This is a genomic window from Acidobacteriota bacterium (genome assembly GCA_012517875.1).
Taxonomy (GTDB): Bacteria; Acidobacteriota; JAAYUB01; order JAAYUB01; family JAAYUB01; genus JAAYUB01.
Map to the genome: position 1 here is coordinate 1 of JAAYUB010000115.1, position 14,083 is coordinate 14,083.

16 protein-coding genes are annotated in these 14,083 nt (G+C 69.2%); 15 read left to right on the forward strand and 1 reads right to left on the reverse strand.

Annotated elements, in window-relative coordinates:
• The 4 genes from GX414_12420 to GX414_12435 form a co-directional block, all read left to right on the forward strand.
• Window positions 1–601: PLP-dependent transferase (locus GX414_12420; protein NLI47901.1), on the forward strand; the 601-nt coding region annotated here is incomplete at its 5' end.
• Window positions 598–2,031: an aspartate kinase gene (locus tag GX414_12425; GenBank protein ID NLI47902.1), complete on the forward strand. Its 1,434-nt coding sequence runs from the start codon at window positions 598–600 to the stop codon at window positions 2,029–2,031. The genes GX414_12420 and GX414_12425, both read left to right, overlap by 4 nt.
• A complete protein-coding gene (gene asd / locus GX414_12430; GenBank protein NLI47903.1) occupies window positions 2,024–3,073 on the forward strand; it encodes an aspartate-semialdehyde dehydrogenase in 1,050 nt (349 codons plus the stop codon). The genes GX414_12425 and asd overlap by 8 nt, the downstream gene beginning before the upstream one ends.
• On the forward strand, window positions 3,070–4,275 hold the full coding sequence (locus GX414_12435) for a hypothetical protein (GenBank protein NLI47904.1): 1,206 nt from the start codon (window positions 3,070–3,072) through the stop codon (window positions 4,273–4,275). The genes asd and GX414_12435 overlap by 4 nt, the downstream gene beginning before the upstream one ends.
• Window positions 4,276–4,288: 13 nt before the next feature.
• Here GX414_12435 and GX414_12440 read toward each other — a convergent pair whose 3' ends face one another.
• A complete protein-coding gene (locus tag GX414_12440) occupies window positions 4,289–4,618 on the reverse strand; it encodes a DUF4342 domain-containing protein (protein NLI47905.1) in 330 nt (109 codons plus the stop codon).
• 100 nt (window positions 4,619–4,718) lie between these two features.
• Here GX414_12440 and GX414_12445 point away from each other — a divergent pair, with 100 nt between their 5' ends.
• The 11 genes from GX414_12445 to GX414_12495 form a co-directional block, all read left to right on the forward strand.
• Window positions 4,719–5,189 (forward strand): RNA polymerase sigma factor, encoded by a 471-nt coding sequence (locus tag GX414_12445; GenBank protein ID NLI47906.1) that lies wholly within the window; start codon window positions 4,719–4,721, stop codon window positions 5,187–5,189.
• Complete coding sequence (locus GX414_12450) at window positions 5,186–5,479, forward strand: hypothetical protein (protein ID NLI47907.1); 294 nt, start codon at window positions 5,186–5,188, stop codon at window positions 5,477–5,479. Before GX414_12445 ends, GX414_12450 begins: the two co-directional genes overlap by 4 nt.
• Before the next feature lie 67 nt (window positions 5,480–5,546).
• Window positions 5,547–6,317: an energy transducer TonB gene (locus GX414_12455; protein NLI47908.1), complete on the forward strand. Its 771-nt coding sequence runs from the start codon at window positions 5,547–5,549 to the stop codon at window positions 6,315–6,317.
• A 125-nt stretch (window positions 6,318–6,442) separates the two neighbouring features.
• Window positions 6,443–7,570 (forward strand): hypothetical protein, encoded by a 1,128-nt coding sequence (locus GX414_12460; GenBank protein NLI47909.1) that lies wholly within the window; start codon window positions 6,443–6,445, stop codon window positions 7,568–7,570.
• A 93-nt stretch (window positions 7,571–7,663) separates the two neighbouring features.
• Entirely contained in the window at window positions 7,664–8,152 is a 489-nt protein-coding gene (locus GX414_12465; GenBank protein NLI47910.1) for a zinc ribbon domain-containing protein, read from the forward strand.
• Window positions 8,153–8,298: 146 nt separating this feature from the next.
• On the forward strand, window positions 8,299–9,783 hold the full coding sequence (locus tag GX414_12470; GenBank protein NLI47911.1) for a M20/M25/M40 family metallo-hydrolase: 1,485 nt from the start codon (window positions 8,299–8,301) through the stop codon (window positions 9,781–9,783).
• Window positions 9,784–10,078: 295 nt separating this feature from the next.
• Window positions 10,079–10,708 (forward strand): guanylate kinase, encoded by a 630-nt coding sequence (gene gmk / locus GX414_12475; GenBank protein NLI47912.1) that lies wholly within the window; start codon window positions 10,079–10,081, stop codon window positions 10,706–10,708.
• Window positions 10,701–10,931 carry a DNA-directed RNA polymerase subunit omega gene (gene rpoZ, locus GX414_12480; protein ID NLI47913.1) on the forward strand — a complete coding sequence of 77 codons (231 nt, stop codon included), beginning with the start codon at window positions 10,701–10,703 and terminating at the stop codon, window positions 10,929–10,931. Before gmk ends, rpoZ begins: the two co-directional genes overlap by 8 nt.
• Before the next feature lie 16 nt (window positions 10,932–10,947).
• Window positions 10,948–12,132: a bifunctional phosphopantothenoylcysteine decarboxylase/phosphopantothenate--cysteine ligase CoaBC gene (coaBC, locus tag GX414_12485; GenBank protein ID NLI47914.1), complete on the forward strand. Its 1,185-nt coding sequence runs from the start codon at window positions 10,948–10,950 to the stop codon at window positions 12,130–12,132.
• Window positions 12,133–12,269: 137 nt separating this feature from the next.
• Window positions 12,270–13,208 (forward strand): GTPase Era, encoded by a 939-nt coding sequence (locus GX414_12490; GenBank protein ID NLI47915.1) that lies wholly within the window; start codon window positions 12,270–12,272, stop codon window positions 13,206–13,208.
• A 5-nt stretch (window positions 13,209–13,213) separates the two neighbouring features.
• The coding region (locus tag GX414_12495; protein ID NLI47916.1) for a uracil-DNA glycosylase at window positions 13,214–14,083 on the forward strand (870 nt) is incomplete at its 3' end.

Genomic DNA, 14,083 nt, shown 5'->3' on the forward strand with positions numbered 1-14,083 from the left:
CGACATCGTGATCCACAGCGGTTCCAAGTACCTGGGCGGTCACCACGACTTGATTGCCGGCGCGGCTGTGGGGTCGGCCGCGCGGCTGGAGCCCCTGGAACGCGCCCGGGGCGTGTTCGGCGCGGTGGGCGGACCCATGGACGCCTACCTGCTGCTCCGGGGGCTCAAAACGCTGGACCTGCGGGTGCGCCGGCAGAACGCCACCGGCCTGGCCCTGGCTCGCTTTCTCGCCGGGCATCCGGCGGTGCGCGCGGTCCACTACCCGGGACTGCCCGATCACCCGGACCACGAAGTGGCCGCCCGGCTCATGGACGGCTGGGGCGGCGTCGTCAGTTTCGAATACGACGGCGACCTGGAGGCGACAGGCCGGCTGCTGGAACGGCTCCGTGTGCCGTTCGTGGGGCCGTCGCTCGGGGGGGTGGAGAGCGTCGTGGTGCAACCGGCGGCGATGTTGTCCCCCGATCCGGCGGAGCGCCGTCGCGCGGGCCTGCCTGACAATCTGGTTCGGTATGCCGCCGGCATTGAGGCGGCCGAGGACCTGATCGCGGACCTGGAGCAGGCTCTGGACGGAACGTCACCCGCGCCGAGGAGGCTGTCATGATCGTGTTCAAATTCGGCGGCACTTCGGTTGGCAGTCCCCGGTCCATCGGGGCTGTGGCCGACATCATCGCGCGGCACCGGTCCGGCGCCGACGGCGGCTCGACCGAGCCGGGCGCTGCCGGCGGCCTCGTTGTGGTGGTGTCGGCCATGGCCGGTGTGACCAACAGCCTGATCGCGGCCGCGCGCGCGGCGGCGGCGGGCCGGACAGCGGAATACCGGGACATCAAAACGGCGCTCTTGCACCAGCACCTGGCCGTGGTGGACGAGCTGCTCGGGGATTGTGCCGAGGGCCTGGAAGCCTGCGGTCAGCTCGAGGACGCGGTGCACGAGCTGGAGCGCCTGCTGCGGAGCATCGCCGTGCTCGGAGAGCTGACCCGGCGCGGTCTCGACGTGGTGGCCGCCTTCGGCGAGCGGATGTCGTCCGGTTTGCTGGCGGCGGTGCTGCGCCGGCGGGGGGTGCGGGCTCAGGCGCTGAGCGCCACCGGGCTGATCGTCACCGACGCCCGCTTCGGCGAGGCGTCGCCGCAGGCTGCGCCCACCCGCGAGCGGCTGCGGCAGACGGTGCCGCCGCTGCTGGGCCGGGGCGTCGTGCCGGTGATCACCGGTTTCATCGCCGCCACGGCGGAGGGTGTGACGACCACGCTGGGGCGGGGCGGCAGCGATTACACCGCGGCGATCATCGGGGCGGCGCTGGAAGCGGCCGAAGTGTGGATCTGGACGGATGTGGACGGCATCCTTACGGCTGATCCCAACCTTGTTCCCGGGGCGAGGACCCTGTCCGAACTCACGTACGCCGAGGCGGCCGAGCTGGCTTACTTCGGCGCCGACGTGCTGCATCCCAAAACCATCGGTCCGTTGGTGGCCGGCGGCATCCCGCTGCGGATCCTGAACACGTTCAACCCGGCCCAGCCCGGCACGCGGATCGCGCCGCGGCCGGCGCCTGAGCGGGAGCTGCTCCCGGCACTTATCTCCACCGAGGGGCTGGCCATGATCGCGGTGGGCACTTCCGACGACTCGTGGACCCTCCAGTTGGCGGCCCGGGCGTTGCAGCACCTCAGCGAGGCGGGGGTGGACGTGCCCATGTTCTCGCAGTCGTTCTCAGAGCACCGGCTGAACCTGGTGGTCCGCGGCCCCGACCAGACGCATGCCCTGGGCGTTCTGGAGCGGGTTTTCGGCGGCGACGCCGGGGCCTGCGTGATCGGAGTGCGGGGCGAGGTGGCGACGCTGTCGGTGGTGGGCCCGCCCGGCATCGACGGCACTGCCTTGGCGGCGCGGGTGTTCGGGGTCCTGGGACGACGCGGGACGCCGGTCCTGGCGGTGGCCCAGGGGACGACGGGCCGCAGCGTGTCCATCTGTGTGCCGGAAGGCCAGCTCGCCGGTGCCGTGAGCGACCTGCACCGGGAGTTGGCGGTGGAGGTGGCCCATGCGTAAGATCCCCGTGGGCGTCCTCGGCGCCACCGGCGTGGTGGGCCAGCGCTTTGTCCAGCTCTTGGCGGACCACCCCTGGTTTTCGCTTTGCGCGCTGGCTGCATCAGACCGTTCGGCTGGACGCACGTACGCCGAAGCCTGTCGCTGGCTCCTGCCCGGGCCCGTGCCAGAAGCGGCGGCCGGACTGGAGGTGTGGCCCCTGGAGCCGGAGCTCGACTGCCGGTTGGTCTTCTCGGCGCTTCCCGCCGATGTGGCTGAGTCTGTGGAGGAGCGGTTCGCTGCCGCCGGCTACGCTGTGTGCTCCAACACCTCGGCGCACCGGATGGACGCCGACGTGCCGCTCCTCATCCCCGAAGTGAATCCCGATCACACAGCCCTCATCGAGGGACAGCGCCGCCGCCGCGGCTGGTCCGGCTGCATCGTGACGGCGCCCAACTGCTCCAGCACCCAGGTGGCGCTGGCCCTCAAGCCGCTGCACGATGCCTTCGGCCTGCTACGCGTGAGCGTGGTGACGCTGCAGGCGGTCTCCGGAGCGGGCTATCCAGGCCTGGCGGCGCTGGACATTCTGGATAACGTCATTCCCTTCATCGACGGGGAGGAGGACAAGCTGGAGCGGGAACCCGCCAAGCTCTTGGGCCGGCTGAACGGCGACGATGTCGCCCCGGCGGCCGTGGCGGTGAGCGCCCAGTGCAACCGCGTACCCGTCCGCGACGGCCACACGGCCTGCGTCGCCCTGAGCGCGGACCGTGCGCCGTCGGCGGCCGAGGCGGCGGCGGCGCTGGCGGCGTTCCGGGCGGCGCCCGAAGTCGCCGCGCTGCCCAGCACCCCGCCGCAGCCGGTGGAGGTGCTCGCCGACGGCGACCGGCCCCAGCCGGTCCGCGACCGCGACCGGGCCCAAGGCATGACCGTGGCCGTGGGGCGGCTGCGGCCGTGTCCGCTGCTGGGACTCAAATTCGTAGTGCTGGGCCACAACACCATTCGCGGCGCGGCCGGGGGCGCCGTCCACAACGCCGAATTGCTGGCGGCGCAGGGGTGGCTGTCATGAGCCAGCGATTCCTGCCCGTGCGCAACGCTCATCCGCCGAGGATCCGACCGGCGCCCCCGGCTCGGCCGCGCTATCGGAGGTTTGGCCGCGCTGCGCTGGCCGACTTTCTGGATGACGCCGTCGTCTGGCGCAACCTTGAACCGGTGGACCGCCGCCTGCCGGGGCTGGCGCAACTGCGGCCCGAGCTGGGGCTGTCCGCCGGTGATCGGCCGCGCAAGGCGGAAACCGCCTACGGTCGGGTGGTGGCGGAGATGCTTCGCGCCGCCCGTCGCCTGGCGAGTCCCGGCGCGGTGCTGTCGCGTCTGATATACATCGGCGACACGAGACTCAATGACGGATCGGCCTTCCGTAACATCCGCGACGCCGGCGGCTGGACAGGGCGGCTCTTCATCGGACGCGATGATGCCATGGTCGCACGCGAGCTGGAGGTGGGACTGACCTCCTGGCAGTCTAACCGCTGGTCGGCGCTGCCGGAGTTTCTCGACTGGATCGAGGACCGTGACGGGGCTTTCGACGAATCGGTGGCGTTGGTCATCGACCTGGACAAGACGGCCCTGGGCGCCCGGGGCCGGAACGACGGCCCCATCGACGCCGCCCGCCTGGACGGACTCCAGGCCACGGTGCGGCACCTGCTGGGAGCCGGTTTCGATGCGACGGCGTTCCGGGCCGCCTACCGGCAGCTCAATCAGCCGGAATTCCACCCGTTCACCGCCGACAATCAGGACTACCTCGCGTATCTTTGCCTCATGCTGGGCGCGGGGGTGTGCACCCTGGCCGAATTGATGGCGGACATCCGGATCGGCTCGCTGATCCGTTTCACCCAGTTTGTGGACCGGGTGCACCGGTGCCGGCCACGCCTCGAGGCGGCGGGCCTGGCCGGGGTGCACGCCGACATCCGCCGCCGGGTGTGCCGCGGTGAGCCCACGCCCTTTCCCGCCTTCCGGCGCAGCGAGTTTCGAGCCACCGCCGACCGCTTCGGCGGACCACCGCGGGAGCCGATCCAGGATCTGCTGGCGCGGGGCATCGTCATCACCGAGGAGGTGCGCGCCGCGGCGCTGCGACTGCGGGAGCAGGGTGCGCTGGTGTTCGGTTTGTCGGACAAGCCCGACGAGGCGGCGATGCCCCCGCCGGCGGAGGCCGCGGCGGGGGCCCGGCCCCTGCACCGCCTGGTCACCGCGTCGGTGGGCGAAGCCCTGGAATGAGGGCCCGGCCGGATCAGACGGCGGGCGGTTCTCCGATTTTTTCCACCACGATGCTGCAACGGGTGACCAGCGCCGCCAGCGCCCCCACCGCGGCCAGAACCGGCAGCAGGGCCGCGCCCACCACGCCGAGGGTGAGCGGGATCTCCAGCAGGGTCTGGCCGGACTCATTCTTGATAGTGATCCGGCGGATGTTGCCCTGGTGGATCAGCTCCTTGATCTTGTCCAGCAGCTCGCTGCCGTCCAGTCGGAATTCCTCGGTGCGGCAGCGGCGGTCGTCGGTTTCCGAATTCATGGCGCCTCCTGAAGCGGATCGTCTCCACTGTTTGCATTCGGCTTGTCGCATACCATCGACCGCCGCCGCATGTATAATTCGACAGCGTCCGTCCGATAGTTCGAAAAAAAAGGCGGCCGCTGTAAACACGCGCCGTGGCGGCGGGGTCTATATGGGTGTGGAACGGGAACTGTTCGAAACGTTCTTTCGGCGGCACCACCTGGCGGCTTGCCGCTTCGCCTGCGCTCTTGTCGGCGCAGTCGAGGCGGAAGACGCCGTCCAGGAGGCGTTTGTCCGGCTGCACCTGCGCCAGCGGCGGCTCCCCACGGTGGAGAATCCCGATGCCTTCTTCTACCGCATCCTCTACAATGTCTGCCGCACGCTGCTGCGCCGCCGCCGGGTGCGCACCGCCCTGACCGGGTGGTTGGGGCGGCCCGACCCGTCTCGGCCGGGCGCAGGCCTGGAGCTCAGCGAGGCATGGCGGACCCTGTCCCCCCGGGAGCGGGCCATCTTCTACCTGATGGACTACCGCGGGTGGGACGTGGCGGCGGCGGCCGCCGCTCTGGGCATGCGACCGGCCACCGTGCGGGTCCACCGCCACCGGCTCCGCGGCAAGATCGTCGATTGGGAGGCCGAATCATGAACGATCCATTCGACGCTTTCGCCCCCACGACTTCGCCTGACCAAATGCTGGCGACGGTCCGGCGCGAGGCCGAACGCCGGCGCCGGCAGCGCCGGGGCGTTCTGGTCGGCCTCGGCTGCCTGGCCGTCACGACCGCGGCGCTGTGGTGGTTCCGGCCCGCGCCTGCGCCGCCGGCCGCGGGTGCCGCGGTGCTGGTTCATGCTGTGACCCACGGCGACCAGGAGGTGCCGTACACGCTAATGGCGTTGCCGGACGGCCTGACGATGGTGGTCGTGCGAACCGCACCGTGACGCCGGATGAGCCGCTGGATGTTCCCGGTCCACGCGAGTCCACAGATCAACGCAAAGGAGACCAATCATGAAAACACTGATGATTGCCCTGCTGCTGGCGCTGGCGCCGTGGGTGCTGGCCGGAGACAAGCTGCTGGTGGAGTTTCAGATCTACGAGGGGGCTTATGAAGCCGCCTCGCCCGCCCAGGTGGTGGTGGCCCTGCCCACCGGCCGGTTGACCGAGACCAAGGGATCCACCGTGATTGAGGATATCCAGAGCACCTTCAAACTCAAATCCATGCGCCTGCTGGGAGCGCCGGTGATCGAAGTGGCGTTGCCGGGAGAAGCGGTGGTCACCCACGGGGTCAATGACGGAGGGCCGACGGATACGATTCAGAATTACCGGCTCCGGGTACAGCCCACGAGCCGGGAGGGGGACCGCGCCCGGCTCCAGGTGGGTCTGAGCGTCAACGGCCAGCCCGAGACCGCGATGGACATCTTCGCCAAGCTCGGTACCGGTGTGGCGTTGGCCAACCGCCTGGATGGACATATGCTGATTCTGCTGGCCACGGTGCATGAGGAGGGGAAGGAAATCATCCGGCCCCAGCCGCTGAAAAAGGTACTGCCTGAATATCCTGAAGAACTGAAGGAGCAGAAAATCACCGGAACAGTCGTCCTTCGGGTGACCATCGATGCGGCGGGGAAGGTGACGGACATCCAGCCGGAAAAATCCGAACATGAGAGCCTGACCCAGGCGGCGGTCGCGGCCGTCAAGCAATGGACATGGCGGCCCGGCACCGTCAAGGGGCAGCGCAAAAATTTCACGCTCATGATCACCATCTACTTTCGACTCGGCTGACCCGGGAACCGGATAGCCGGGCAATCCCTCGGGCGGGATTGCCCGGCCTCTTGCCAAACCGCCGCGCCGGTGGGATCATGAATACCAACAGGCATCAAGACCGCAAGTTCCCACGGGAGGTGTGTATGGTCGTCCGGGTGCTGTTGGCGCTGGCCCTGGTCGGGGCGGCGTGCGCCATGGCGTGCGGTGGTCCGCCGGCGGGTCCCGCAGGACCGGCGGGCGCCGCGATGCGGTTCAAGTACTACGTCCACGTGGACCGCGAGGGGATCGGCATCGAGGCTTTCCGGTTCCTCGTGCCGTCCGACTGGCAGGTCAGCGGCGGCATCCGCTGGGCGCTGGACAATCCCGGCCGCCCGGCCACGGCCCACCTGCAGGCGGCCAGTCCGGACGGCCGCCGGGCGCTGGAGCTCTTGCCGGCCCAGCCCTGCTTCTGGACGGACAACCGGATGCTCCTGACCACCAATCCACCGGGCACTCGCTATTTCGGCAACGAGGTCCGGCCCATGCCCGGGCCAGTCGAAGCGCTGCGCGATATGATCCTGCCCCGTTTCCGAAGCGGCGTGGCGGGCCTCCGGGTGGTCGAGTCGAAGGAGCTGCCCGACCTGGCCCGCGCGGTGGGCGCCGGAGCGGCGGCCGGTCCGGGGCTGCAGACGGGCGCCCGCGGTGCCATGATCCGGGTGGAATACAACCAGGGCGGCCAGCTCGTCGAGGAGGAAATCTACGGGGTCGTGGACTGGATCGCCTTCCCGATCCAGGGCGCGTTCGGCGCCACCACCAATGTCAACTGGGCGGTGGACTACCTGTTTTCCTTCCGGGCGCCGCGGGGGCAGCTGGCGGCCGACACCAAGCGGTTCCAGACCATGATCGGCTCCTTCCGGCTCAATCCCCAGTGGTTCAACAAGTACGTCCAGTTGGTGGAGCTGCTCATCCGGATGCAGATCCGTCAGATCCGGCATATCGGCGAGATCAGCCGGATCATCAGCCAGACGCACGACGAGATCAGCCGGGACATGATGACGGCCTACGAATCCCGGCAGGCGGTCAACGACCGGATCAGCGAAAATTTCAGCCGCTACATACGCGGCGTCGACGCCTACCACGACCCCTTCACCGACCGGCCGGTGGAGCTGCCGTCGGGCTATCGCCACGCCTGGGCCACCCCGCTCGGGGAATACATCGTGACCGACGACCCGAACTACAATCCGAACGTCGGCTCCAACCAGAACTGGCAGCAGCTCCAGCCACAGCGCTGATCGCTGCGGGGTTGCAAAGCGGACGCGCTCTCCCTAGAATGATGGCGGTCCGGCCGGAGGCCGGACCCGCCGCCGCGTGAAGGAGAGCGCGCCATGCCCATCTACGAATTTTACTGTCCCGACTGCCACACCATTTTCAACTTCCTGTCCCGAACCATTGACACGGCCAGGCGGCCAAACTGTCCGCGTTGTCAGCGGCCGGAGCTGGAGCGGCAGGTGTCGGCGTTCGCCATCTCGAAGGGGCGGAAGGAGACCGAGGACGGCTTGCCCGACGACCTGGACGACTCCCGCCTCGATGGCGTGATGGAACAGCTTGCCCGCGAGGCGGAAGGGGTGGACGAAAACGACCCGCGCCAGCTGTCGCGGGTGATGCGGCGCCTCTACGAGGCCACCGGCCTGCCCCTGGGCGGGCCGATGGAGGAGGCGCTCCGGCGTCTCGAGTCGGGGGAGGACCCGGACCAGATCGAGGCGGAGATGGGCGACCAGTTGGAGGGACTGGACCCGTTTTCGCCCGAGGGTGTGAAGCGGGCGCGCCGCCGCCTGTTGCCGCCGGCGCACGACGACACCCTTTACGATATGTAACCGATTCCGCTCCGGCGGGAGGCGGGTCGGTGGGGATTCGGATTCCCCCGATTGATTTTGAACAATCACTCTTCCCCGGCTCGCGTATGATTACCATGCAGGATGGGCCGGCCGAACGGGCCACGTATCAACGAAAGGATGTGCGCATGAAAGGTGTCTGTTGTCGTCTGATCTTTGTAGCGAGCCTGCTGCTGGCCACCGTGGCGGCGCTGGCTGCGCCGGCTGACGTGCTGGTGTGGATTCCCCGCGACAGCCGGGCGCCGGCGCCCGCCGGGCCGGACGTGACGCTGCTGGCGGCGCTGGAGACCGGCTGGCTGGTGCGGGTGTCGCCGGCGGCGTTGGAGCGGCAGACGGCCGCGGGCGCCGCGGCCACGGCGCTGGAGCCGTACCGCGGCCACGGCCGGTACTACCTGGTCCGGCTGCGTGACGCCGGCGATTTCGCGCGGGTGTCCGCCGCCGGAACGGCCTGGCGGCTGGAAGCCGCCACGGCGCTCTTTGTCGCCCCGGCGGGCTCCGCCCGGGAACTGCTCCCCCTGGACCTGATGCTTCGGGTGCTGCCCGAAGGGCCCATCGACCCGTCGCGCGCTGCGACGACACCGGCGCAGCGGCCGGCTGCAGTCGACCACCCGCTGGTGGGCCAGTTGGCGGCGGAGGTGGACGAGACCCGGCTCTATGCCGCGGTCTCCGACCTGCAGAATTTCGGGAGCCGTAACGTCAACTATGCCGGCTGCCAGCAGGCGGGTGATTACCTGTACGCCTTTTTCCAGGAGCTGGGCCTGCCGGTGGAATTCGAGGAGTTCCAGTTCAACACCTGGTCCGGAAGCAAAACCAGCCGCAACGTCGTGGCCACCCTGCCCGGCGAGACGGACTCCACCGTGGTGATCATCGGCGCCCACTACGACGCCATGCCGCAGAGCACCACAGCCCCGGGCGCCGATGACAATGCCAGCGGCACGGCCGCGGTGATGGAGGCAGCCCGGATCCTGTCGCGCTACCACTTCGGCCACACGGTCCGCTTCATCGCCTTTTCGGCCGAGGAATACGGGCTGTGGGGGAGCCGGAAGTACGTCCAGAGCGCCGTCGGTCGGGGGGAGAGCATCGTCGGGATGATCAATCTGGACATGATCGCCTTCGCCGACGCCGTGCCCGAAGACCTCGACCTGATCACCAATTTCGCGTCGCGCCCGCTGGCCGAGCAGTTCGCCGCCAACGCCGCCGCCTATGCGGCTCTCGATTGCCTGATCCTCGAATTCGAGTCCTGGGGCTACAGCGACCATGCCTCGTTCTGGGACTTTGGCTACCCGGCGCTCTGCGGCATCGAGGACGAGGATCCGTCCAGCCCCCACTACCACACGAGCCACGACACCATCGACACCCTGAACTTCGAGTTCATGACCCCGGTGGTCCGGGCGTCGGTGGCCACCCTGGCCGAACTGGCCGATCCGCTCTACCCTTCGGGTGACTTGAACCTGGACGGTCGCTTCGACGCCGTGGATGTGAGCGTCCTCCGCGGTTACCTGTCGGACAACCTGCTGGAGATCCCGGCGGGCGCCGCCGCCGCCGACTTCGATGGCGATCAGGCCGTGTCGGTGGTTGACCTGACGCTGCTGCAACTGGCCGCCGCCGGCTAGGCCAGCCGCTGGCGGATTCGTCGTTTCCTTCGGACGGTTCCGGATCGATCGGCACCGAATGTTCCGGCACGAGCCGGCGGTCCCTACCCGCGCGCGAGGCTCCCACTGATCCTGTTGAAATCAAAGCTGATGCAACTGATCCGACACGATGCGTCGCCGATCGGTCACAGACCAATCCCGCTGCAGCCGAATGGTGAGTCGTTCTTTACATTTATCCCGTGGCCATGTATAATCTGCCGCCTCGAAATCGGCGGCGGCCGCCCAAGGGCTTCCGAACCGCCGCGGAGAACGGCCCATGAGCGAGACCGGCACGCTGTTCATCATTTCCGCCCCCTCGGGCTCCGGCAAAACCAGTATCGTCCAACACCTGCTGGGGACGGTGGAGGGGCTCGAGTTTTCCGTATCGTACACCACCCGGGCCCCCCGCGCGGGCGAAGTGCACGGACGCGACTACTTCTTCGTGGACGAACCCACCTTCCGGCGGATGATCGCCGAAGACGAATTTTACGAATGGGCGGTGGTCTATAACGACCTGAAGGGCACCTCCCGCGCATTCATCGACGAGCGGCTGGCCCGGGGCGCCGATGTGCTCCTGGACATCGACGTCCAGGGCGCCATGCAGATCAAGGCCATCAACCCGAAGGCGGTCCTGGTGTTCATCCTGCCTCCGTCGTTTCCGGTGCTGGCGGAACGCCTCCGCCGCCGCGGCCTGGACGACGAGGCGGAGGTTCAGCGCCGGCTGGCCAAGGCGCGCGACGAGATCCGCCGGTACGAAGAATACCACTACGTTGTGGTCAATGAAGATCTGGCGGTATCGGTCGAGACGGTCCGGGCCATCATCCGGGCGGAGCGCCAGCGCACCGCGGTCAACCGGAACCGGATCGGCACCATCATCCAAACGTTTGGAGAAGCGTACCATGTATAAACTGCCCCCCAGCGTACCCAGCAAGTACCAGTTCGTGCTCATCGCCGCCGAGCGGGCGAAGCAGCTCCAGCAGGGTGCGGCCCCGCTGGTCAAAACCAGCCACGTCAAGCCCACCTACCGCGCCATCGACGAGCTGATGCACGAGAAGCTGGAGTTCGAGATCAGGGAAAGTCCCGAGCCGGAATACGCCGAAACCCTGAACCCTGACGACACCAACGGCTGATCGCCGGGGCGCGACCGTGACCGTCGCCCTGGGCATCACCGGCTGCATCGGCGCCTACAAGGCGGTGGACCTGATCCGCCGCCTCCAGAAGGCCGGCCTGGATGTCCAGGTGGTGGCCACGCGGCACGCCCTGGAGTTTGTCACCCCCCTCACCCTCGAAACCGTTTCCCGCCATCCGGTCATCAGCGACATGTTCCAGCGCGCCGGTGACTGGGAGGTGGCGCACATCGCCCTGGCCCGCCGCGCCGATGTCCTGTGCGTGGCGCCGGCCACGGCCAACATCCTGGCCAAGTTCGCCCACGGGATCGCCGACGATTTTCTCTCGACGCTGTACCTGAGCATTCGTCAGCCGGTGCTCGTGGCGCCGGCCATGAACCACGCCATGTGGGACCATCCGGCCACCCGGGCCAACCTGGCCGTCCTGCGCGAGCGCGGGGTGATCGTGGTGGAGCCGGAATCCGGCTATCTCGCCTGCGGCGAGGAGGGCGCGGGCCGGCTGGCCGACCTGGCGGTCATCGAGGAGGCGGTGCACGGCGCGCTGGCCCCCAAGAGCCTGGCCGGCCGCACCGTCCTGGTCACCGCCGGGCCCACCGCCGAGGATATCGACCCGGTCCGCTTCATCACCAACCGCTCCACGGGCAAGATGGGGTTTGCGGTGGCCCGCCAGGCCGCCCGCCGCGGCGCCCGGGTGATCCTGGTCAGCGGCCCGTCGGCCGAGGCGGCCCCGTTCCCGTGCGTCCGCGTGGCCGTGCGGAGCGCCGCCGACATGGCGGCGGCGGTGGCGGACCACGCGCCTGCGGCCGACGCCGTGGTCATGGCCGCCGCGGTGGCCGACTACACGCCCGCCGCGCCGCAGGCCGCGAAGATCAAGAAAGGGGACGGGCCGCTGGCGCTGGAGCTGCGGCGCACCGCCGACATCCTGGCCGGCCTCGGCGCCGCCCGCCGCCCGGGGCGGGTCCTGGTGGGATTCGCCGCCGAGACCGACGCCGTCGTGGCCAACGCCCGCCGCAAGCTGGCCGCGAAGGGCCTGGACTTGATCGTCGCCAACGCCGTGGGACCCGACCGCGGATTCGGCACCGACGTCAGCACCGTGACCATCCTGGACCCCGCCGGCGGCGTCGAAGAGCTGGCCGACATGACGAAGGACGCCATCGCGGCCCGCCTGTGCGAGCGCATCGCCGCCCTGCTCCCCTCGTCCTGATCACCCCGCGGCGCAGTCTCCAGCCGCGGAATTCCGGCGCCCCGGCCGTCGGGGCCGCCGACCGGACCGCCCTTTTGGTTTGGGGCGCGGATCGAAAGTAAGCTAGAATGTCTCTCAGCCCAGCCCGAGGAAATCGTATGCCCAGAAAAAAATCCGTTCCGCCGCCCCCGCCGCCCCCACCGTCGCTCAAGAGCGGCTTCGTCGCCATCGTCGGCCGAACCAACGTCGGCAAATCCACCCTGCTGAACCAGGTGCTGGGCAAGAAGGTCTCCATCATCTCCGACAAGCCCCAGACCACACGCACGCGGATCCTGGGCGTCCACACCACGGCCGCCGGCCAGATGGTGTTTTTCGACACGCCCGGCGTGCACCGCCCCGGCCACGAGCTGAACCGGCAGATGGTCCAGCACATCCACCACGCGCTGCAGAGCGCCGACGCGGTGCTCCAGGTGATCGACATCAGCGAATCGTTCGGCCACGGTGAGCAGTACGTGCTGGACCTGGTCCAGGCCGCCGGCCGGCCGGCGGTGCTGGCCATCAACAAGATCGACCAGGTGAAGAAGAGCCGCATCCTCGAGGTGATCGACTTCTACCGGCAGCGCCACGCCTACGCCGCCTACGTCCCGGTGAGCGCGCTCACCGGCGACGGCGTGCCGGCCCTGGTGGGCGAGCTGTTCGGCCTGCTCCCGCCGGGCGAGTTTTTCTACGACGAATCGTTCATCACCGACTCCCCCGACCGGTTCATGGCCGCCGAGCTGGTGCGGGAGCAGGTGCTCCAGCACACCCGCCAGGAGCTTCCCTTCAGCACCGGCGTGATGGTGGATCTGTGGGACGAGGCACGCCGCGAGACCGACGGCCTGCTCCGGATCGAGGCGTCGATCCTGGTGGAGCGGGACTCGCAGAAAGGGATCCTGATCGGCCGGCAGGGCGGCATGCTCAAGACCATCGGGTCCGCCGCCCGGCGCGAGATCGAGGCGTACCTGGGCTGCAAGGTGTTTCTCGGCCTCTTTGTCAAGGTGGAGGCGGATTGGCGGAACAACATCCACATCCTCCAGCAGATGGGTGTGGTGCGCTGAGCACCATGGACACGCGCGAGGAACAGGCACGGCTGGACTGGCTGCGGGCCCTCGTCGAGTCCCTGGCGCTCTACGCCGACTGGGGTGTGACGCATTTTATCGTGGCGCCCGGGCGCCGTGCGGAAGGCGTTCTGTCGGAACCACCCGCGATCTCCGAAACGGCCGTCGCCGCCCCACGGGCCGCCGCACCGGGTCCGGCCCGCCCCGGCCCGCCCGCAGGCCCCGCGGCGAGCCAGCCGTCGGCCAGCCTGCTGGAGAGCGCCGAGGAGGCGCTGCCCCGCCTCACGCCCGAGGAGAAGGCGGGCCAGCTCGAGGCGCTCCGCGCCGAGATCGGCGACTGCACCCGCTGCGGCCTGTCGGCCAGGCGCCGGCACCTGGTGTTCGGCGAGGGGAATCCCGACGCCGCGCTCATGTTCGCGGGCGAAGGGCCGGGCGCCGACGAAGACCGCACCGGGCGACCGTTCGTAGGCCGCGCCGGTCAGCTGCTGGACCGCATGATCGAGGCGATGTTGCTGCGGCGCGACCAGGTGTACATCGCCAACGTGGTCAAGTGCCGCCCGCCGGACAACCGCACGCCCGAGCCGGAGGAGTCCGCCACCTGCGGGCCGTTCCTGCTCCGCCAGATCGAGATCATCCAGCCGCGGGTGCTGGTGCTGCTGGGGTCGGTGGCCGCGCAGTACGTGCTGGGCACGCGCAAGTCCATGGGGCTGCTGCGGGGCAGCGTCCACCGCCACCGCGGCGCCCTGGTCATTCCCACCTATCATCCGGCCTACCTGTTGCGAAATCCCGCCGCCAAGCGGGATGTCTGGGAGGATCTGCAGAAGGCCATGGGGCTGCTCGGGATTCCCGTCCCGAAACGGGGCGCTGCCCCCGGC

Coding starts and splice junctions, on each gene's coding strand:
- GX414_12425 (NLI47902.1), top strand. CDS start 598: ATGATCGTGTTCAAATTCGGCGGCACTTCGGTTGGCAGTCCCCGGTCC.
- asd (NLI47903.1), top strand. CDS start 2,024: ATGCGTAAGATCCCCGTGGGCGTCCTCGGCGCCACCGGCGTGGTGGGC.
- GX414_12435 (NLI47904.1), top strand. CDS start 3,070: ATGAGCCAGCGATTCCTGCCCGTGCGCAACGCTCATCCGCCGAGGATC.
- GX414_12440 (NLI47905.1), bottom strand. CDS start 4,618: ATGCGACAAGCCGAATGCAAACAGTGGAGACGATCCGCTTCAGGAGGC.
- GX414_12445 (NLI47906.1), top strand. CDS start 4,719: ATGGGTGTGGAACGGGAACTGTTCGAAACGTTCTTTCGGCGGCACCAC.
- GX414_12450 (NLI47907.1), top strand. CDS start 5,186: ATGAACGATCCATTCGACGCTTTCGCCCCCACGACTTCGCCTGACCAA.
- GX414_12455 (NLI47908.1), top strand. CDS start 5,547: ATGAAAACACTGATGATTGCCCTGCTGCTGGCGCTGGCGCCGTGGGTG.
- GX414_12460 (NLI47909.1), top strand. CDS start 6,443: ATGGTCGTCCGGGTGCTGTTGGCGCTGGCCCTGGTCGGGGCGGCGTGC.
- GX414_12465 (NLI47910.1), top strand. CDS start 7,664: ATGCCCATCTACGAATTTTACTGTCCCGACTGCCACACCATTTTCAAC.
- GX414_12470 (NLI47911.1), top strand. CDS start 8,299: ATGAAAGGTGTCTGTTGTCGTCTGATCTTTGTAGCGAGCCTGCTGCTG.
- gmk (NLI47912.1), top strand. CDS start 10,079: ATGAGCGAGACCGGCACGCTGTTCATCATTTCCGCCCCCTCGGGCTCC.
- rpoZ (NLI47913.1), top strand. CDS start 10,701: ATGTATAAACTGCCCCCCAGCGTACCCAGCAAGTACCAGTTCGTGCTC.
- GX414_12490 (NLI47915.1), top strand. CDS start 12,270: ATGCCCAGAAAAAAATCCGTTCCGCCGCCCCCGCCGCCCCCACCGTCG.